We start from the raw sequence: 18,542 nt of genomic DNA, 5'->3' as shown, positions 1-18,542 counted from the left end.
GGCTCCTGATCCGGTGGTTCCACACCAGCGATCTCTGCGGCCTCGAGTGCCTTCTCCCTCGCCTCTTTGGCTTTGACCGCTGCTGTTTCTGCCTTCTTGTTCAGCTTGGCCTGCTCTGTCTCTGGTGTGTCGACCTCGTGCGCAGCCGCCGCTCTGGCCCTGGCTTCCTCGGATTCCTCCTGTCGCTGCCGCGCTGCACCAGCAGCGGTCTCTGCTTCCATCTCCTTGCGCGCCTGCCGAATCCTCGCCAGCCGGTCCTGACGACGACGCAACTCATCCGGCAACTCATTGCCGCGATTGCCCTTGCCGTATGCGTCGATCCTCTTGGGCATCGAGAATCTCAGCCTTGCACATCAAGGCGCTGATCACCTGCTCCAGCTGCTTCTCGGCCTTGAGCATCCGCTCGTGGCTCAACTGCTTCGCAGAAGCCGAGAGCTTTGCCTTGTGTTTGGAGGCATTGGCCTGAACCTTGGTGCATCGAGCGCCACATGGCCCAGGCTCACCATGCCGGCCATGTGGCAGAGCCGAAGGATCTGAATGAACAGACCCTTGAGGACATCGAGATTGCGACGGCTGAACTCGCTGATGCGGCTGTTGTCAGGCTGCTGGTTGCCCGTCAGCACCCGGAAAGTCAGTTCCTCGTAACAGGAGCGCTCGATCTTGCGAGACGAGGCAATACCGATGCAATAGGCGTACAGCAACAGCAGCGTCAGCATCCTGGGGTCATACCCCTTCTCACCGCGGGCATCCTTCTGCCGGGCGGGAGACATGATCAGCGCAAAGTCCAGTTCCTCCACCAGCTCCAGCAGGAAGAACACCAGGTGATCACTCGGCAGCCAGTCGATCGGCGACGGTGGCATCAAGCTGGTCTGTCCCGGGGTCCAGGGCCGGAAGGTCTTGGGCTTGCTCATGCCCCATATTATCGACCAGATCCATTGAAGCCACTGAGATCTGGGCAGATTCAGGGGCGTCTGTGGAGCATGCGGGCGGTGATCTATGCGCGACAGGCTCCTATAATGGACGTTTGGGCTCGGATCTGGTGAGTTGTTCCAAGTGCGAGTCGCTGGTAACAGCGCATTCATTGACGGCATCGCCAGCCTTGAACACGCGGTAGCCGTGCTAGAGAAATGCCTCTAATTCTCGTAATTAGTCATAGTGGTTGCGGCGCTGTGAAGGCTGCCATGGGGAAAGAACCTCTGACGCCGCTGATCGAGGATCTCGTGCAGCCGATCCGAGAATCACTTCGATCCGGTGACGATCTCACACAGGCTATTCAGGGCAACGCCCAATATGCAGCCAGGCAAGTCATGCAGCGAAGCAACTTGATCGCTGAAGCCAAGGACACCGGCAAAGTGCGCATCATTCCTGTCTATTCTGACTTAAATAGCGAGTAATCATCAAGCTTTTAAAGCGCACAAGCCAGAAAACCTGAGATCACTCCACTGAGCGGGCTCAACAACTGTGGCCAGCCGAAGATTTTAGGCTCCAACACCATTCACCTAGTATTCATCATGACCCGCATTAATCTGGACGACGTAATCTCCTATGGACTTGTCGCCAAGTGGTTTGATCAAGTGTTCATTGGTGAAAATCTTGGAAGTACCAGCAGAGAGCGAGTCCTAGAGTGGTATTATAGCACGTCATGGACAACCAAAGAAAGCCTAGAGTTCTTGGCAAATAGCTCAGTTACTTATGGCGAAAGCAACCCATTCGTTTCTCTGGGGCAAAACATAAGAAAAGCCAGCGGCATTCATTTCAATGGTCGCTCCCGGGCAAGGCCAAGGAATAGCTGGCCTTATAACGGCGATGAGCGCAATATACGCAGTATCATGCTAGACCAAAATCCAACGATAGACGTTGCAAGTCAATACGGGCAACGCAATGATAGAATCTTTCGAGAAGCCTTTAATGTCCCGTTCATACGAATGGAATATCCAGCTGGGCAGACTAGAAAAGGGAGACCATGGTATAACGAGCCAAGTCCAAGGGGAACGACAGGCCCGCAAATGGCCGTCTGGCTTCAAAGAAAATCAGAAATTGGTGAACGGAATCTCGTTGACCCAGGAATAGCGAATATGGAGAATATGCAGCAATCCGGGGATCTTATTGCCGATTCAAATATACGCATAGCGGGAAGCAGCGGATCTGCGACAGAGCTTACTTTTGACTGGGCAGCCTTGACAGGAACAGAGTTCACCCTTGGCTACAGGCTCGAGCAAAAGCTAACTACTTCAAACGAAATCGTAACCGAAACAGAAATGAAGCTTGGCACCGAAATAGGTCTGAAAACCAAATACACAGTTGGGCCAGAAACAAAAAGAGGGGAAATAGAGGCTTCCGCTAAATCTACATGGGAACAGGTGGATAAATACAGCTTCAAAGAGACTACGACTAGTGAAACGGCAACAATTGAGTCGACGGATATTAAGATAAGCCCTGCAAACTTTCTTGAAAATGGCATATTCACCGGCCCCGATGGAAAGCAGTTCCAGCTGGAGAATGGCAAGCGATATACGTTAACATTCGAATTCCTAAGGGGCAGCCTTGATGGCAATGTCAACAACACTGCGGTTTACAGCGGCGTCCCAGAAACCAATGCGCAGCTAAAAACTCAATATATCGCTTTCAGTGGCAAGGATGGCATCAATACATGGGATCTAAATAATAGTATTGGCGCCATCTACGCTGACACCGTCAGGCTTAAGGGGGATTTGGCCTACAATGTTGGACCAAATCAGATTGTGCGTCGCGACACTAATTCGATCGCTGCCAACAACATAGCTCTGGCCAATTTTAATGGAACGTCTGCAGCCGCAACATTTACGATTAGAGAAGCCATACAAAGGAAAAAGGGGGAACTAGTGATTGACGACGACAACCTCGCCTACATCGATGAAGAAGGAGTCGAGGATAGTTTGACCGTAGATGGATCTAATTCGTATATCGTCACTGAAGACGGTTCGGACAGCGTTATCTTGAATGACTCCGCGAGGGGTAGCTTGATTCGCCTTGGCAATGGCAACGACAGAATCAATGCCACAGGGGCCAGTTCTGTTTGGATGGGAAACGACAACGATCAAGCAATACTTGGCAACCAAGTTCGCGTAAATCTTGGGGAAGGCCTAGACACGGTGCGTATTCTCGGCAACAGAAATACACTTTATCTTGAAGACTTGGACAATGCTTCGGATCACATAGATCTATCTCGAGCGGGCAGACTTAACGTAATAAATAGATTTAGCTTTGGCGAAGATATGCTAATACTGGATGGGAGACAGCGGGTTGCATATAGCAATGAAGACCAAGTTGTGACAGTTCTCGGCAGAGAGGCAACGCCTATTGCTGAAATCCATCTTGAACTCGGCGGACACTACGCGCCAGGAACTGCAAATTCCATTGCACTCATGGGACTGATTAATTACAAGGCTCTCTCCGATGAGGCTATCGAAGGACTATTTGCGCGGCCATTTTCTTCGGCATCCGGCAATGCTATTGCGCGCGATCTTATAACCGGCGCTGAAATTGTCACGATTAATGAATTTGCAGAATTTGCACTGCAGCAGGCTGACCCAGGTGAATGGGCCCTGCGGCAAGTCTTTGATGGCATAAAGTCAATTTCGGAGAATGCAAGCGAAAAAGAGTTATCCGCCTTAAAGGATGAACTTTGGGGTCATGCCGCAAGTTACTTCACTCCTGACGCCTTCTCTGGGGGAGACAGCTTGGTCCTCGAATCCACTGATTTGCAATACGCATTGGACAATATTATGAATTTCATCTTGCCGATGGCAGGCGCCTTTGGTTGAGGAAGCTCTGGGAAACCCCGTCGATCCGCACCACAATGGACCTGTGATCGCAGGCCAGGACTGGATTGACGTGTGGCAAGCAGCTAGGCTTCTTGGGTTTCGAGCTGACCACGGCCAAGAAGCTGACCAATCGGGAGAAGTTTCTCTCTGAGATGGAGGCGGTAGTGCCGAGGTTGGCGCTGATCGCTTTGATCGGGCCCCACTACTCCAAAGCGAGCAAGAAGGTCGGTCGACCTCCCTATCCGCTGGCCACGATGCTCCCGATCCATCTGCTGTAGCAGTGGTATTCGCTCAGCGTTCCGGCCACGGAGGAGGCCCTGATGGCGTTGGCTGCTTGCGTCCCCTGTGTTGGTGTAAATCCCTGGGGACCTCAACCCCGGCGTAGCCGGGGTTGAGCGCGCACCTCAGACGTTCCGCTCAGCGGCCAGCGTTGCAAGGGGTGGGCAGGCCCGTTTCCCTGGTTCGAGAACCACCTCAACCAGACGAACCATGTCGAGTCACCCCGGGGAACTTCCCCCCGAGGTGCTCACAGAACCGTACGTGACACTCTCGCGTCATACGGCTCCCATCATCCACATGCCACTTCACTGACTCGACGCCAGTGCGCGAACAGATCACGATGTCCAGACCTGATCCTGGCAAGTACTCGCCAGCTTTGGAGCCGACGACCCCGCAGCCTTTTGTACTTCTGCCGTAACCAGGCTGCAATTCTGTCATCCAGGTAGCGATACAACTTCCTGATCAGTTCTGTCCTATAGAAACGACCGTAGTACTGAATCCAGCCACGAATCACTGGATTCAGCACTTTAGCGATCTCCTCAAGCGACAGATACACGAGCGATGGAAGCCCTATCGACCTAATCCTCTCCCGCATACGCTGGAGAGCCTGCGGACTCACTGCCGGCAAAAAGCCTGTGTAGATGACTCCGCGAGAATTGCGAGACACACGTGGCCGAAACGCGAAACCAAGAAACGTGAACGTGACATCAGCAAGCGGTGCCCGGCGGTTGCTATCCCTGCAGTAGACCACCTGGGTCTTCTGGGGATGAAGCTGGAGGCCACAGGACGCAAAGCGATCCTGCAATGCCTCCAGCAACCGCCGAGCTTCCTTCTCGCTGTGGCAATGACAGATCACATCATCTGCATAGCGCTCAAAGGCAATGGCCGGGTGGCTCCGGCGCATCCACACATCAAACGCATAGTGCAGGAACAGATTGGCCAGCAGTGGACTGATGACACCACCTTGCGGTGTGCCCCGGTCCCTGGGATGGAGCGTGCCATCCGGCAACAGAACCGGTGCCTGCAGCCATCGTTGCAGGTAGAGCACCACCCAGCGCTCGGAGGTATGGGCCTTGATCGCGCGCATCAACAGGTCGTGATCGATAGCATCGAAAAACCCCTTGATGTCGAGATCGAGAACCCAGTTGGACCTCCAGCAGCGCTGACGGCAGACCTCTACTGCCTGATGCGCTGACTTGCCCGGTCTGTAGCCGTAGGAATCCTGATCAAAGATCAGCTCCAGCTCTGGCTCCAGCACCTGCTTGACCACCATCTGTGCGATGCGATCAGCAACCGTCGGGATACCCAGCGGCCTGACGCCTCCACCGGATTTGGGAATCTCCACACGCCGAACTGGTGGCGGAAGATAACTTCCTGATGCCATCCGATTCCAGAGTTTGTAGAGATTATTCTCCAGATCCTTGTTGAAGTCGTCCAGGCTTTGGCCATCCACACCGGCGCCTATCAGCAAAGATGTCCGCTCAGGGTACTGATCTGAGTACCTCAGAAAGCCTACTCCGGATGGAGGATCATGGGCTTCGAGATCGGATGTTGATCGTCATCGCGCGTTGATCAGGAGCGCAGGCTTGAGCGGCCGGCCCCCGGTCGGAGGCTGAGGCCGGCCCGCCTCTTGCGGGCGGTCCAACCACAACCCCCTGGGGCCTGGGTTTCTGATCTTCAAGCAGCGACAGTGTCCTGCGGTCTGGGATGGTTGACCCGCACGACTGTTGGCTGAGCCCAATCGCGAGGTGGCCTGGCCCAGCGGCGTGGATGTTGCGCACGCGCCTGCTCATAGGTCTGCTGACGGACTCTGCAGATCGCGTCAGCTTCTCCGTAGTGACGTTGATTGGGCGTCACATACTTGATGCCGCTGTGACGATGCTCAGCGTTGTACCAGTCAACAAAACCATCGACCCAGGCACGCACTGAGAGAAGATCCCGGAAACGACGCACTGGATAGCTCTGGTGATATTTCATGGTTCGGAACCATGACTCAACGTAGGCGTTGTCATTGCTCACCCGCGGCCGCGAGAATGACAGGGAGATGCCGAGCTCGGCCAGCTTGGCGGCCAAGGTGTAGGAGCGCATGGGTGCTCCGTTATCGGCGTGCAGGATCGTGGTCGACCCCGAGCTGATCCCTTCATCACGGCAGACACGATCAAAGAAGTGCTTGGCCAGTTCGCCGCATTCACGATCGTGCACCTCAACGCCAAGGATGCGCCGGCTCCACACATCCATCACCATATAAAGGTAGTAGAATTGACCCTTCACAGGCCCCGGCAACAGGGTGATATCCCAGGCCAGCACTTGATGGATGCCCGTTGCCTCCAGCACGGGTGGCTCTCTTGGCTCCCGCGGTGGGCGGCTCCTGCCGCGATGATTTAACAGGCCTTCCTGGCGCATGATGCGGTAAATCGTTGACTCCGATCCCACGTAGACTCCCTCCTCGGCAAGGATCGCCACGATCTGACCAGGCGTGAGATCGGCAAAGCGTGGATCGTTGACAGTGGACAACACCTGTTGGCGCTCCTCCTCGCTGAAACGATGCATGACATGCCTGGACGCTCCCTTGCGTTGATCGCAGCTGAATCCCTGGGTCCGAATCATCAAGCCCCATCGCCTCAGCGTGCGTGTCGCCAGGCCGAAAAGATCAGCAATGGCCTTGGCCGAAAGGCCACGACTGATGCCTTCCTGTAGAAGCGCGACGATCGCACCGCGATCGCCAGACGGAATCAAGGATCCTCGTCCGGTTGAAAGATCTGGTTGAACTTTTTTGAGAGCATCAACAACGTCGCCGCTTCTGTCAGTGCTTTTTCTTTCTTCTGCAATTCACGCTCCAGCTGGCGATTCCGCCGGACCAGTTCCTGATTCTTGCGTTGCAGTTCCCGCTGATCAGCCATGCTCGGCGCGCTGGGGCCATTGGCATCCTCGGCGGCCTGGCGCCAACGGGCAACCTGCTTGGGGTACAGCCCCCGCTCCCTGCAGAACGACCCGAGCTCGCTTCCGTTCAGTCCTGCGGCCTGGATCACGGCTGCCAGCTTGTCGGCAGCGCTCCACTGCTCCGGCGGCCGGTTCGTGGCAGGCACCAGCTGGCCCTGCTTCTGCCACTGGCTCCGCCAGTTGTAGATGGTCTGCGCCGTGATCCCGGTGTCGCGGGCGATCTCAGCCACGCTCTCAAGGTTCGGAGGGCTCATCCGCAGGCGGACGGCTTCCCGCAGAGCGGCGTCATAGGGCGGTTGCATAGTCGTCGGTTGGGCCCCCAGGTGGACGGGTCAAACCGAGCGGACTTCTTCCTAAGAAACACCAACGGCCAACAGGGATCTCGGCTGACTGACCACACCTCAAGCAGAGGCAACAAGTTGAAAACCAAGGGCAATGGCGCGTCGCTGGAGACCACGAATCTGACGATCCCTTGATTCCTCCTGATATGCGGCAGCACCGGGATCCTGATATACCAAACCATCACGGAGCGTCTTGTAGTAAAGAATGGCAAGCTTTCGGGCAGTAGCAATTAATGCTTTACTCTTTCCGGCACGTGCTGCCAGACGACGTTGAAAAGCACCCAGTGCAGTATTCGTTCTTCCCAGCGGTACGGCAGCCATCCAAAAGGCACTACCTGCTCGCGTAGTGCCCTGTCGTGTTCGTGAAGAAAGTACCTTTCCCCCTGAGATCCTGTTCTGAGGACTGAGTCCCAGCCATGACACAAAATGCTGGGCACTGGGCCAGCGCTTCATGTCCAACCCACACTCACTAATGAGCGTGAGAACTGTTGTTGGTCCGTATCCGTTCAGGGGCCGTGACGCAGCCGCGCAGCATTCACCGCCCTTGATCGCTGATCACCAAGCGACCACAGACACCACGATCGATGACGGCCGGCTCAGGGATTCGGCAACAGCGATGGCATCTCACCGCCGCGATGATGGGCGATCAAGGCCTGCTCCAGGAACTGCCAGATATCACGGCCCTGTTGCCGCAGGCTGGTGGTGACCGTGAGCAACCTGCTGCGGCAGATTGCACCCTGGCGGGATTGGACGCCATGGCTGATCTTGCGCTGAATCACCGAATGGCGCAGGGCACGCTCGGCTGCGTTGTTGGTGGGCTCGATCCCTTCAATCTCCAGGAAGGTCCAGAGGCCATCGCTCACTTGCAGCAACTGATGGCAGGTACGCACCGTCTTGGCCCACGGCGTTCGCTCGCCGCGCTGGCAGCCCAGCTCCACAACCCGCTGCAGCGTGCCCACAAACGCCTGGCGGATCGGCCGACAGCCCTGCTGCAACGTGGACCAGTCGATCGTTCCGTCTTTGTAGCGGTGCCACTGGGCAAACAGCTGCTGCTGCAGGCCCAGCAGCTCCGCTCCAATCTCACCGCTGGCGCCCTGACGGTCAGCGATGGCAGTGAGATCGCGGATCACGTGCGCCCAGCACAGCTGGCGCTGCTCCAGCGGGAGATGGTTGTAGGCGGAGAAGCGATCGCTCACCACAATTCCGCCAAAGGCATTCCCGAGCAGGTCGATCGCGGCGGCAGCCGAGCGGCTCAGGCTCTGCAAGAACACTGTCACCCCCATGGCGGTCACCATGACCCACTCCCAGCCGCGCCGGCCATCGGGGTTGCCCCCATCGGCATTACCGGTGGGGGCACCGGTTTCATCGACATAGACCACCGACTGCTGACGGGCAAACGCAAGGGCCTCCTGCATGGGCTGCTCCAGTGCTGCACTCAAGCGCTGGCGGATAGTGGCCATCGCTCCCCGGCTGATCTGTACCCCCAGCAGCTGATCCAGCAGCGCCTGGGTCTTGCTGAAACTCAACGGGAAGGCACTACCCAGCAGACCCACCAGAGCACTGAGCCGGGGACCGTAATGGCTTACTTCCACCTCCGCCGGTAACGAGGCACAGGTGCTGGTGGAACAGCAGGGGCAGACCAGGCGGTGCAGCCGGTGCTCGATCACCAGAGGCGTGATCGGTGGAATCTCGATCACCTGGTGCCTCAAGGGCTCGGGATCCTGACCCTGTAGCAACGTGCCGCAGCGGCGGCAGGCCTGGGGGTGGTGCTCGACCACCTCATCCACCCGCTCGATCGGCAGCAGCTCCGGCCCAGATCCGGGATGGCCCGGCTGGCCGCCGCGCTTGCGGCCACTGCCCTTGCGTCGTTCGGGCGGCCTAAACCCCTGGCCATCACTGGAGGGAGGCTTGGAAGAATTGCGGGAGCTGCGGCCGATCCGCTCGCGCAGATGGGCCAGTTCGGTCGCCAGGGCGGTGAGCTGGACGCGGAGCTGCACCATCTCCTCCTGTTGAGCCAGAATGAACTCCCTGGCACCAGCTGGCCACGACAACCAGTCCACCTCGGAAATGCCAGCAGGAGGGGCGCCCATCTCAAGCAGTCTCTGCCTGAGATGCAAACGGGAATCAGGACGCCGTCAAGGGTTCAGCAGAGACGATGTTCGCCGCGTGCTGTCCCGACCCCTGAATGCTTACGTTGGTCCTAATCCCGGAAGCCTTAGAAGATTGTGGCCTGACAAGGCTTGAATTAGGTGGGTTGGGTTAAATGCAAAGCCATGTCCGCATATCTTCCAATCCCCAGGTTGACTGCCTGGATCTTGATAGTCCGAGCCGGCAAGCTCTGTCATCAATGATTGTGCCGCAAGCTCGCAGGCCCTGATCTTCTCTGAATAGGTGTCAAAGAGCTCAACTGCGATCTTCAAAGAGAACAAGTGATCGTCTTGGTAGTTCCCCTCAAGAGCAGCCGCAATTGTTGCCGCGCTCTCCTTGCAGCGTCTGTCTCGGAGAGAAGCGAGTCTTTCGGGGTCCCTCTCACCTGAAAGTATGGCATCGATGATTCGCCTACCGGTTAGTCCGCTGATATCTCTGACAACATGATGAAGCTGAAGATTCATAAGCATCAGCGCCTTCTGGATGTGTTGCTGATGAGACGAGCGGTATCGAACAAGTTGATCACGCTGCCGCAGATATGAGCGTAGTTCTGTGATTTTTTGGTCTGGACGAAAGCTTGCTCTCACCAGGCCGTAGCTGTGGAGCTGCTGAAGCCATTGTGCATCGTTGATATCCGTCTTGCGGCCCGGAACATTCTTGGCGTGCCTGGCATTAACAAGAAAGACGTCAATGCCTTTGCCAGAGAGAATCTCGTAAAGCGGAACCCAGTAGATTCCAGTGGACTCCATGGCAATGGTGCTAATTCCAACTGCCAGCAGCCATTCGGCGAGTGCGATTAGATCCTTTGTGAAGCTTGAAAACTTGCGGACGGGATTCGGATCAAGCTCGACAGGAACAGCAACAACGTGGAATCTACTGCCGACATCAATTCCAGCGGAACGAGGGTTAATGACTTTCAGACGAGCTCGGCGCTTGCCTGCTGAAATTGGTTCTCCCATGGCTTAAGGACTCACTAGGTGATCGGGAGGGCATCAGGCAGGATTCGCGCACTAAAATCAGCAAATTCCTAATCGGGATCGGCCGACTAACTCATTGGTCAGTCGAGCCGTCGCCAGGGCAGGGAGCGCAATTCGAATCCCAGGCCACGTTTGCTTTCGGGGTCAGGCCTCCAAAGATGTCATCGGCCATGGCCCGATGTCCTCATGACCAGAGTGGCAAGGGCGCTCTGGCTTGGCCGTGGGTGTTTCGGGCGCGAGGGCGTACGCGCGTACTGGTTCGTTTGCTGACACTGGGGGAGGAGGACGTTGCAAGAGGCTGTAAGCATGGCCCGATGGCACCGCGGGGAGGCATGAACAAGCCGGTCGCTGGCCGGTCCCGCGGGATGGCGGACACCGCAGCCGAGCCCACCGAGGTGCTGGCCGGCTCGATCGAGCGGGTCACCTTCCACAACCCCAGCAACGGCTTCTGCGTGCTGCGCATCAAGGCGCGCGGTCACCGCGAGCTGGTGACGGTGGTGGGCCATGCCGCCGAGATCAGTGCTGGCGAGTGGGTCACGGTGAGTGGCACCTGGGTGAATGACCGGGAGCACGGCCAGCAGTTCAAGGCTGCCTTCCTGCGCTCCTCACCGCCCACCACCGCCGAGGGGATCGAGAGGTACCTGGGCTCCGGGATGATCCGCGGCATCGGCCCGATCTACGCCAGCAAGCTCGTGGCGGTCTTCGGGGCGGAGGTGTTCGAGGTGATCGAACAGGCGCCGGAGCGGCTGCGGGAGGTGCCTGGCATCGGCAAGGTGCGCGCCGGCCGGATTGCTCAGGCCTGGGCGGATCAGAAGGTGGTGCGCGAAATCATGGTGTTCCTGCACAGCCATGGCGTGGGCACTGCCCGGGCGGTGCGGATCTTCAAGACGTATGGGAACGACGCCGTGCAGGTGATGGCGGAGAACCCCTACCGCCTGGCGCGCGACATCCGCGGCATCGGCTTCCGCACCGCTGACGCCATCGCCGCCCGCCTCGGCATCGAACCCACCGCCACGATCCGCCTGCGGGCGGGGATCAACTACGCCCTGCTGGAGGCCAGTGGCGAGGGCCACTGCGGCCTGCCCACCGCCGAGCTGCTCAAGCTGGCCGGCGAGCTGCTGGCGGTGGAGCGGCCCGCCGCTGAGCCGGGTGCCGATGCCGGGACCACCAGCCGCGTGCCCCTGGAGCCGGTCCAGATCCAATCAGCCCTGGATCTCGAGCTTGCAGAAGGTGCCGTGGTGGCCGACAGCCTGGCGGGCGAGCCGGCGATCTTTCTGAGCCACCTGCACAAAGCCGAGCGCCAGATTGCCCAAGCGCTGCTGGAGCTGGCGCAGGGGGCACCGCCCTGGGGGGCCATCGACGCGGCCAAGGCGATCGGTTGGGTGGAGCAGCGCCTGGGCCTGCAGCTGGCCGCCAGCCAGCGGGAAGCGGTGCAGCAGGCCCTGGCCAGCAAGGTGCTGGTGATCACCGGCGGGCCGGGAGTCGGCAAGACCACCCTGATCAACGCCATCCTGCAGATCCTGGCGGCCAAGAAGCTGCGCATCCAGCTCTGCGCTCCCACTGGCCGCGCCGCCAAGCGCATGGCTGAGGCCACGGGCCTGGAGGCGAAAACCATCCACCGGCTGCTGGAGTTCGACCCCGCCAGCTACGGCTTCCGGCGTGGCGCCGAGTTGCCGCTGGAGTGCGACCTGCTGGTGGTGGACGAGACCTCGATGGTGGATGTACCGCTGATGGCCTCGCTGCTGGCGGCGATCCCGCCGGAGGCAGCGCTGCTGCTGGTGGGCGATGTGGACCAGCTGCCGTCGGTGGGTCCAGGGCAGGTGCTGGCCGATGCGATCAACAGCGGTGCGCTGCCGGTGACGCGGCTCACCGAGGTGTTTCGCCAGGCGGCATCCAGCCGGATCATCACCACTGCCCACGCCATCAACGGCGGCACCATCCCCGATCTGCGGGCCCCGGCCGAGGGCGTAAGCAGCGACTTCTACTTCCTGCCGGCCGAGACGCCCGAGCAGGCGGTATCCCTGATCCTCAAGGTGGTGGGCGAGCGCATCCCGGCGCGCTTTGGCCTCGATCCGATCGCCCAGGTGCAGGTGCTCTGCCCGATGGCGCGCGGCGGCTGCGGCTCGCGCTCGCTGAACATCGAGCTGCAGAAGCTGCTCAACCCAGATCCGCCCGAGCACGTGGAGCGCTTTGGCTGGCGGTTCGCGCCGGGCGACAAGGTGATGCAGATCGCCAACGACTACGAGAAGGAGGTGTTCAACGGCGATGTGGGCACCATCGATGCGATCGACTCAGACAACAGCGAATTGTGCGTGCTGTTCCCAACCAGCGAGGCCGGCGCCGCCGGCAGCCGGGCCGTGATCTATGGCTGGGGAGAGCTCGACACCCTGGTGCCGGCCTACGCCTGCACGATCCACAAGAGCCAAGGCAGCGAGTACCCAGCGGTGGTGATTCCGCTGCTCACCCAGCACTACGCGATGCTGCAGCGGAACCTTGTGTACACGGGGCTCACCCGCGGCAAGCAGCTGGTGGTGCTGGTGGGCCAGAAGAAGGCCCTGGCCATGGCCGTGAAGAACCACCTGGGCCGCAGGCGCTATACCAAGTTGGCGGAGTGGCTCACTCCGGGGCAGCTTTCACCGGACATGGATTACAACCACGGCAGTTGACAACGCCTGCAGGCCTGGCAAAAAGAGGCTGTCGATCCACCCAACTCCCGCATCATGCTGACCGGTGCTGATCTGCTCGCCAAAGTCAAGGAGCTGGGCGATGCCTCCAAGTCTGATCTGGTACGGGGCTGCGGCTATGTGAGCACCAAGAAGGACGGCACGGAGCGACTGAACTTCACGGCCTTCTATGAGGCGCTGCTGGAGGCCAAGGGCATGAGCCTGGGCACCGGAGCTGGTGGCGGACGTGGTAAGGCAGGCCGCAGCCTGAGTTATGTGGCCAAGGTTCAGTTCAACGGCAATCTTCTGGTCGGCAAGGCCTACACCGCTCAGCTGGGCTTGGAACCCGGCGATGAGTTCGAGATCAAGCTGGGCCGCAAGCAGATCAAACTCATCCCCCTTGGCGCTGCAGAAGAGGATTGAGCGACGGTTTCCAGCACAGGGGGCTTGCGGTGTATGGCCCCTGAGGGCCGTTGAACGAGACAATTGACTCCGGCCGCTGCTTGTCCCTGGCCACGCACACCACCCCCCTGCAGATCCGCCCCTACGAGGTGGCCGACTGGCCGGCGGTGTGGGCGCTGCTGGAGCCGGTGTTCCGCGCCGGTGAAACCTTCCCTCACGACCCGGCCATCACCGAGGCGGAAGCTCAAGTGGCGTGGGTGGAGCAGAGCCAGGCGGTGATGGTGGCCGTGGATGCCGCGGGTGCGCTGGTGGGCACCTACTACCTGAGGCCCAACTCCCTCGTCCTCGGCGCCCACGTCGCCAATGCGGGCTACGTAGTGGCCGACCACTGCCGGCACCAGGGAATCGGCAGCAGGCTCTGCCAGCACTCCCTGCAGGCGGCGCGGCGACTGGGGTTTCGGCTGATGCAGTTCAACCTGGTGGTGAGCACCAACACGGCCGGCATCCGCTGCTGGCAGCGCAACGGCTTTCAGGTGGTGGGCACCCTGCCTGAGGTGGTCTGGCTTTTCTGGACAGGCCCCATCGTTAACCTCTGAGGCGGGGTACCGCCCCTGAAAGGGGCTCCCACCGATGAGCAAGCGCCGCACCCACAGCCCCGAGTTCAAGGCCAGGGTCGCCATGGAGGCGATCAGTGGCCGCAAGACGATCCAGGAGATCGCCGCCGACCACGCCATCCACCCGATCCAGGTGAGCCAGTGGAAGCGGCAGCTCCTGGACGGTGCCAGCGAGCTCTTCACCCGAGGCAAGAAGACCAAGGACAAGGAGGAGGGGCAGGCCAAGGAGGCGGAGCTGTTCCAGCAGATCGGACGGCTGCAGATGGAGCTGGAGTGGCTCAAAAAAAAGTCTCAACTGCTCTGATGCCCGTGAACTGCGCAAGCTGGTCGATCACGACCACCCCGAGCTCAGCATCAGCAGGCAGTGTGCGCTGCTGGGGCTGCCTCGATCCACGCTGTACTACCGGCCGACACCGGTCCGTGTATCGACGCTGCGGATCATGGCCAGGATCGATGCTCTCTACCTGGAGGATCCCTGCAGCGGCAGCCGCCGGATGGTGGACTATCTGGCCCAAGATGGTATCCCGATCAGCCGAGATCGAGTGCGAAACCTCATGCGGCGCATGGGATTACGGGCGATCTACCAGAAGCCCCGGACGACGGTTCCAGGTGATCCGTCCGTGCGGTTCCCCTGCCTGGTGGACCTCACGCAGGTCACGTCGGTGGATCAGGTCTGGGCGACCGACATCACCTACATCCCTCTGCAGAAAGGGTTCCTCTATCTGGTGGCGATCATGGATCTCCATTCCAGGCATGTGCTCAGCTGGAGGCTCTCCAACAGCCTTGACACGAAGTTCTGTCTGGAGGCCCTGGAGATGGCCTTGGGAGGCGGCCGTAGGCCAGAGATCTTCCACTCCGATCAAGGCTGTCAGTTCACGTCCGCTGACTTTGTGGCCAGACTCAAAGGGGAGCGGATCCAGATCAGCTGGTCCGGCAGAAAGCGGTGCTACGACAACATCCTTGTTGAACGGCTGTGGAGGACTGTCAAGTACGAGGAGGTCTACCTACGGGCATACAGCGATGGCTGGGACGCTGAAATCAGCCTGGCCCGCTTCCTGTGGCGGTATTGCCATGTAAGACCTCACAGTTCCCTTGGAGGCAAAACTCCCCACGCGGTCTACACTGAGGCCGAACCATGTTCCACCCGTCCTGGGTTAACGATGTCAGGGGCCGGAACTGTCCAATAAAAGGCACCCACCTCAGCCTGGGGCGTTTCGCCACCGGCAACGGGGCTATGTCGATGCCCTGGTGATGGTGCAGGCGCTGGTGGAGGGGCCTGGAGCATGAAGGTGGTGCCGTTGCGCCTGCAGCCCGGCGATGACCTGCGCCTGGCTCTGGAGGCCTGGATGGGAGCGCAGCAGGAACTGGCCGGCTGCGTGATCAGTGCCGTCGGCAGCCTGTCGCTGGCCCAGCTGCGCCTGGCCGGTGCGGCTGGAGCCACGGCGATCCACGGCGAGCTGGAGATCCTCAGCCTTTCGGGCACCCTCTCGCCGGATGGCGCCCACCTGCACATCGCCATCGCCGACAGCAAGGGCGTCGTGATCGGCGGGCACCTCTGCGCCGGCTCGCTGGTGCGCACCACCGCGGAGCTGGTGATCGGCCTGCTGCCGGAGTGGCAGTTCCGGCGGGAGCTGGATCCGGCTACCGGCTATGCCGAGCTGCGGATCAGTCCTCGGGATCTGAGCTGAATCGTCAGGGCTCGGCCAGAGCCGCGATGGCCCTCAGCGTTTCCAGCAGGTCCGGCAGTCGTTGCTGGCTGGCCTGATCCGGTGGGAGGAAGGCAGGCAGGGCCTCCAGAAAGGCGGTGGTGTTCAACAGCTCCAGGAACTGGGCCGCGAGATCCTGCCGCAGCTCGGGCGGGCTGAGTCTGCATTCCTCCAGCAGTGATGCCCGGCCGTCGACCACGGCCATCAGATCCTCCAGCTTGGTGGCCAGGAACACCGGTGCGGTGACGATCCGAATCGAGCGACCGCTTGGCAGCCCCTGCAGCTGGGCGGTGTCCAGGGCGAGGGGGTACCAGCGATTGGAGAAACCCAGGATCTCGCCATGGGTTGGCATCAGATCGAGCACGAGGTCTTCCATGCACCAGCGGCAGAGGGGTGCCCCTGGCCGGCTGTCCTCCTGGAAGCCCCGCTGCCGCAGTTGGCTCCCCAGCTGGTGGTAGTCGGACCTGGCGATCACGCGGCAGATCACATCCACATCCTGGGTGGGCCGGATCTCCGGCATCGCCGGATCCGTGATCAATACGCCAGCCACGGCCCCGCCGACAAACACCAGTTGCTCGAGCAGCGCCTCACCCAGCTGCGCAGCGGCCCGCTCCAGCAGGGAGACATTGGGGTCGTTGGGGTTCATGGCTGCAGCCGCTCCTCCAGCAGCGTCAGGGCCAGGGCCTGTTCACGGGCGCTGCCGCCGCGCACCGCATCGAACAGGGCCAGCAGTTCCCCCAGGGCCGGGTTGCGCCCCGCCGCCTCGGGAACACTGGGATAGAGCGGGTGGAAGGCGATGCCGCGGGCTGTTCCCTTCTTCCACGGCCACACCGGTGGAGGGTCGTTGCCCGGCCGGATCTGCGCGTTGAGGGGGGAGGCGGCATAGCCGGTGGGAACACCGCGGCTGAGCCCGCCCTGCGTGGCTGGAAAGCAGTAGCGGGCACCGTGCTGCACGAAGGCTTTCAAGGCAGCGCGAACCACCGCGGGCTTGCCGGCCTCATCCTTGATCGCCAGCCTGGCGGCGACAGCACGTTCCACCGCCGCATGGGTCTCCGAGGCCGTCAACCCCAGCTCTGCGCCGAGGGCCGCATAGGTGGGGGCAGGGCCTGCGTCCAAGGCCAGGCGCAGCAGCACCACCAGATCCTGCGGGCGCAGCACGAGCTGGGGATTGGAGGGTGAACGGGCCACGGTCGCAGGGGCCATTCGGCATTCGCGAATAGCGAATCTACGACGCCTATCGCGGGTTGTCGGCTCTCTCAGGGCTCTGGAGCAGCCGGCGGCAGCAACCGTTCGATCGATGCTGGCGGTACGCCCACCTGCTGGGCGATTAGCAGCACCAGCTGCTCCAGCCGAACGAGACGCTGCTCCAGGGCTTGGAGCTCGGCGCCGCCAGCCTTGCCCCCCGTGCCCTTCCCACCTGGGCTGGGTTTGGTTTTGGGAGGGGGAAGCAGGGACAGGGGCGGCGGGCCGTTGGGATCGGCCAGCAGCAGGCCCACCATCAGATCTTTCCTGGGGCGCTTGGGCACCTTGATGCCCCTCTGGGCACAGAGCTCCTGCAGGGCGTCGTTCTTCAGGGCAAGGAGTTGGGCCTCCGTGGCGGGTGTGCCGCCCTCGGGCTGGATCAGGGCGCGGGGTTCCTCGACTGCCGTGGCGCTGTCGCCCAGCTCTTCCGCCAGGCCGCGATAGAGCCGGGCATCGGCCTGGGCCAGCTGCTGCAGGGTGGAGCGGAGGGTATCGGCGATCTCACCCATGGTCGTCGGCTCCTTTGGCTTGATCCTGGATCTGCGGCTGGCTCTTTGGATCGGGCAGGTTCAGCTGTGGCTGCTGAGGGCCTGTGGGCTCGGCCGGGTGTGGGGGCTGAATGCCGTTGGCGCTCAGGTCGATGGGTCGCTGCGCACTGTCCCCCGGCGGTGTGGGTGTCCCGGCTGCGGGTCCGTGGCCGTTGCCATTGCCGCCGGGGGGTGGCGGTGGCGGCAGAAGCTCCTGCGACTTGTTGATCAGCTCCTGCTGCTTCTGCTTGAGATCGCCGAGGCGGTCCTTGGTGCGGCCCCAACGATTGATGAAATGAATCACTGCACGGACGAGATCACCGATATACCCGCCACCTTGAAAGCTATGGCGACCTTTCTTGTAGCGGCTAAAGCCATTCACCAGATCATCGCCTGCATCTTCAATGTCACCGGCGATGGCCGTCACGATCTCCAGGAGCTCATAGAGTTCCTTGCGCTGGGGCAGATCGCGACTGGCGAGGGCCGTGATCCGTTCCTTGAGCAGGGCGGTTTCATCCTTGGCCTTGTTGGCCAGACGCCGATGCTGGGCGCGGCTGCGCATCAGACTGGAGTAGCAATTGCGCAGTTCCAGGTAGGTGCTGTTGAGCTCCTCACGTTCAAGCGGTTCGGGATCGGGCGGGAAATCGGAGGTTGGGGGCAGGAAGACCATGCCGTGCTGCACATCGGCCTCCATCCTCGGAACACAGCTGCAGGTGACAGCGATGGTGAGGAGGCTGGATCTATGCGTGGGGTGAATAGTTCCGGCATCGCCCCTTATGACGACTGAGGCGAGAAGGGTGCTGAACGAGCGGCAAATCCGCAGCAATCTTCACAATGTCGCCGGAATCGTCCGAACAAAGCGGAATCAGTCCGCCTACGAGCGCCAGCTCGCTACCCGCT

The 18,542-nt window shown here is 60.6% G+C and carries 20 protein-coding genes; 9 read left to right on the top strand and 11 right to left on the bottom strand.

Annotated features, from left to right (window positions below; translation table 11 throughout):
• Positions 1 to 410: 410 nt before the first annotated feature.
• Positions 411 to 911, bottom strand: a complete 501-nt coding sequence (locus H8F24_RS01815) for a transposase (RefSeq protein WP_197170689.1) — start codon at positions 909 to 911, stop codon at positions 411 to 413.
• A 270-nt stretch (positions 912 to 1,181) separates the two neighbouring features.
• Between H8F24_RS01815 and H8F24_RS01810 the strand changes: the two genes are divergently transcribed.
• From H8F24_RS01810 to H8F24_RS01800, 3 genes are all read left to right on the top strand, one after another.
• Entirely contained in the window at positions 1,182 to 1,394 is a 213-nt protein-coding gene (locus H8F24_RS01810; protein ID WP_231598027.1) for a hypothetical protein, read from the top strand.
• 117 nt (positions 1,395 to 1,511) lie between these two features.
• The gene (locus H8F24_RS01805) at positions 1,512 to 3,803 is read left to right on the top strand and encodes a hypothetical protein (RefSeq protein WP_197170687.1); all 2,292 of its coding nucleotides are present in this window, start codon (positions 1,512 to 1,514) and stop codon (positions 3,801 to 3,803) included.
• Between the two features lie 92 nt (positions 3,804 to 3,895).
• Positions 3,896 to 4,081: a hypothetical protein gene (locus H8F24_RS01800; protein WP_370594780.1), complete on the top strand. Its 186-nt coding sequence runs from the start codon at positions 3,896 to 3,898 to the stop codon at positions 4,079 to 4,081.
• Positions 4,082 to 4,371: 290 nt separating this feature from the next.
• Here H8F24_RS01800 and ltrA read toward each other — a convergent pair whose 3' ends face one another.
• The 6 genes from ltrA to H8F24_RS01775 all read right to left on the bottom strand — a co-directional run bounded on the left by ltrA (position 4,372) and on the right by H8F24_RS01775 (position 10,470).
• Positions 4,372 to 5,553, bottom strand: a complete 1,182-nt coding sequence (gene ltrA, locus H8F24_RS01795; protein WP_197170686.1) for a group II intron reverse transcriptase/maturase — start codon at positions 5,551 to 5,553, stop codon at positions 4,372 to 4,374.
• Positions 5,554 to 5,759: 206 nt separating this feature from the next.
• The gene (locus H8F24_RS01790) at positions 5,760 to 6,818 is read right to left on the bottom strand and encodes an IS3 family transposase (RefSeq protein ID WP_231597781.1); all 1,059 of its coding nucleotides are present in this window, start codon (positions 6,816 to 6,818) and stop codon (positions 5,760 to 5,762) included.
• Complete coding sequence (locus H8F24_RS18975) at positions 6,815 to 7,324, bottom strand: transposase (RefSeq protein WP_197157219.1); 510 nt, start codon at positions 7,322 to 7,324, stop codon at positions 6,815 to 6,817. Before H8F24_RS18975 ends, H8F24_RS01790 begins: the two co-directional genes overlap by 4 nt.
• 99 nt (positions 7,325 to 7,423) lie before the next feature.
• Positions 7,424 to 7,816, bottom strand: coding sequence for a transposase (locus H8F24_RS01785; RefSeq protein ID WP_231598026.1), 393 nt, complete (start codon positions 7,814 to 7,816; stop codon positions 7,424 to 7,426).
• Between the two features lie 143 nt (positions 7,817 to 7,959).
• Positions 7,960 to 9,453 (bottom strand): IS66 family transposase, encoded by a 1,494-nt coding sequence (locus H8F24_RS01780; protein WP_197154297.1) that lies wholly within the window; start codon positions 9,451 to 9,453, stop codon positions 7,960 to 7,962.
• A gap of 99 nt (positions 9,454 to 9,552) precedes the next feature.
• Positions 9,553 to 10,470 carry an IS110 family transposase gene (locus H8F24_RS01775; RefSeq protein WP_231598025.1) on the bottom strand — a complete coding sequence of 306 codons (918 nt, stop codon included), beginning with the start codon at positions 10,468 to 10,470 and terminating at the stop codon, positions 9,553 to 9,555.
• Positions 10,471 to 10,820: 350 nt separating this feature from the next.
• On the opposite strand from H8F24_RS01775, the gene H8F24_RS01770 reads away from it, so the two are divergent.
• The 6 genes from H8F24_RS01770 to H8F24_RS01750 all read left to right on the top strand — a co-directional run bounded on the left by H8F24_RS01770 (position 10,821) and on the right by H8F24_RS01750 (position 15,855).
• The gene (locus tag H8F24_RS01770) at positions 10,821 to 13,154 is read left to right on the top strand and encodes an ATP-dependent RecD-like DNA helicase (RefSeq protein ID WP_231598024.1); all 2,334 of its coding nucleotides are present in this window, start codon (positions 10,821 to 10,823) and stop codon (positions 13,152 to 13,154) included.
• Between the two features lie 54 nt (positions 13,155 to 13,208).
• Positions 13,209 to 13,574, top strand: a complete 366-nt coding sequence (locus H8F24_RS01765; protein ID WP_197170685.1) for an AbrB family transcriptional regulator — start codon at positions 13,209 to 13,211, stop codon at positions 13,572 to 13,574.
• A 50-nt stretch (positions 13,575 to 13,624) separates the two neighbouring features.
• Complete coding sequence (locus tag H8F24_RS01760) at positions 13,625 to 14,149, top strand: GNAT family N-acetyltransferase (protein ID WP_231598023.1); 525 nt, start codon at positions 13,625 to 13,627, stop codon at positions 14,147 to 14,149.
• 34 nt (positions 14,150 to 14,183) lie between these two features.
• Positions 14,184 to 14,471: a transposase gene (locus tag H8F24_RS18970; protein ID WP_231597691.1), complete on the top strand. Its 288-nt coding sequence runs from the start codon at positions 14,184 to 14,186 to the stop codon at positions 14,469 to 14,471.
• A 10-nt stretch (positions 14,472 to 14,481) separates the two neighbouring features.
• Positions 14,482 to 15,354, top strand: coding sequence for an IS3 family transposase (locus H8F24_RS01755; protein ID WP_231598222.1), 873 nt, complete (start codon positions 14,482 to 14,484; stop codon positions 15,352 to 15,354).
• A 96-nt stretch (positions 15,355 to 15,450) separates the two neighbouring features.
• Positions 15,451 to 15,855 carry a PPC domain-containing DNA-binding protein gene (locus H8F24_RS01750; RefSeq protein ID WP_197170684.1) on the top strand — a complete coding sequence of 135 codons (405 nt, stop codon included), beginning with the start codon at positions 15,451 to 15,453 and terminating at the stop codon, positions 15,853 to 15,855.
• A gap of 4 nt (positions 15,856 to 15,859) precedes the next feature.
• Here the strand turns inward: H8F24_RS01750 and H8F24_RS01745 are convergent, their stop codons facing one another.
• From H8F24_RS01745 to H8F24_RS01730, 4 genes are all read right to left on the bottom strand, one after another.
• Positions 15,860 to 16,519 (bottom strand): hypothetical protein, encoded by a 660-nt coding sequence (locus H8F24_RS01745; protein WP_197170683.1) that lies wholly within the window; start codon positions 16,517 to 16,519, stop codon positions 15,860 to 15,862.
• Positions 16,516 to 17,061: a hypothetical protein gene (locus tag H8F24_RS01740; protein ID WP_197170682.1), complete on the bottom strand. Its 546-nt coding sequence runs from the start codon at positions 17,059 to 17,061 to the stop codon at positions 16,516 to 16,518. Before H8F24_RS01740 ends, H8F24_RS01745 begins: the two co-directional genes overlap by 4 nt.
• 68 nt (positions 17,062 to 17,129) lie before the next feature.
• Entirely contained in the window at positions 17,130 to 17,624 is a 495-nt protein-coding gene (locus tag H8F24_RS01735; RefSeq protein WP_197170681.1) for a hypothetical protein, read from the bottom strand.
• Positions 17,617 to 18,468, bottom strand: coding sequence for a hypothetical protein (locus H8F24_RS01730; RefSeq protein ID WP_197170680.1), 852 nt, complete (start codon positions 18,466 to 18,468; stop codon positions 17,617 to 17,619). Before H8F24_RS01730 ends, H8F24_RS01735 begins: the two co-directional genes overlap by 8 nt.
• Positions 18,469 to 18,542 lie beyond the last annotated feature (74 nt).

Source organism: Synechococcus sp. CBW1002, from assembly GCF_015840915.1.
In the GTDB taxonomy this organism is placed as follows: Bacteria; Cyanobacteriota; Cyanobacteriia; order PCC-6307; family Cyanobiaceae; genus CBW1002.
This window is presented reverse-complemented; position numbering and strand designations above follow the sequence as displayed.

Coding starts and splice junctions, on each gene's coding strand:
- H8F24_RS01805 (WP_197170687.1), top strand. CDS start 1,512: ATGACCCGCATTAATCTGGACGACGTAATCTCCTATGGACTTGTCGCC.
- H8F24_RS01780 (WP_197154297.1), bottom strand. CDS start 9,453: ATGGGCGCCCCTCCTGCTGGCATTTCCGAGGTGGACTGGTTGTCGTGG.
- H8F24_RS18975 (WP_197157219.1), bottom strand. CDS start 7,324: ATGCAACCGCCCTATGACGCCGCTCTGCGGGAAGCCGTCCGCCTGCGG.
- H8F24_RS01765 (WP_197170685.1), top strand. CDS start 13,209: ATGCTGACCGGTGCTGATCTGCTCGCCAAAGTCAAGGAGCTGGGCGAT.
- H8F24_RS01750 (WP_197170684.1), top strand. CDS start 15,451: ATGAAGGTGGTGCCGTTGCGCCTGCAGCCCGGCGATGACCTGCGCCTG.
- H8F24_RS01815 (WP_197170689.1), bottom strand. CDS start 911: ATGAGCAAGCCCAAGACCTTCCGGCCCTGGACCCCGGGACAGACCAGC.
- H8F24_RS01770 (WP_231598024.1), top strand. CDS start 10,821: ATGAACAAGCCGGTCGCTGGCCGGTCCCGCGGGATGGCGGACACCGCA.
- H8F24_RS01785 (WP_231598026.1), bottom strand. CDS start 7,816: ATGAAGCGCTGGCCCAGTGCCCAGCATTTTGTGTCATGGCTGGGACTC.
- H8F24_RS01775 (WP_231598025.1), bottom strand. CDS start 10,470: ATGGGAGAACCAATTTCAGCAGGCAAGCGCCGAGCTCGTCTGAAAGTC.
- H8F24_RS01735 (WP_197170681.1), bottom strand. CDS start 17,624: ATGGGTGAGATCGCCGATACCCTCCGCTCCACCCTGCAGCAGCTGGCC.
- H8F24_RS18970 (WP_231597691.1), top strand. CDS start 14,184: ATGAGCAAGCGCCGCACCCACAGCCCCGAGTTCAAGGCCAGGGTCGCC.
- H8F24_RS01810 (WP_231598027.1), top strand. CDS start 1,182: ATGGGGAAAGAACCTCTGACGCCGCTGATCGAGGATCTCGTGCAGCCG.
- H8F24_RS01745 (WP_197170683.1), bottom strand. CDS start 16,519: ATGAACCCCAACGACCCCAATGTCTCCCTGCTGGAGCGGGCCGCTGCG.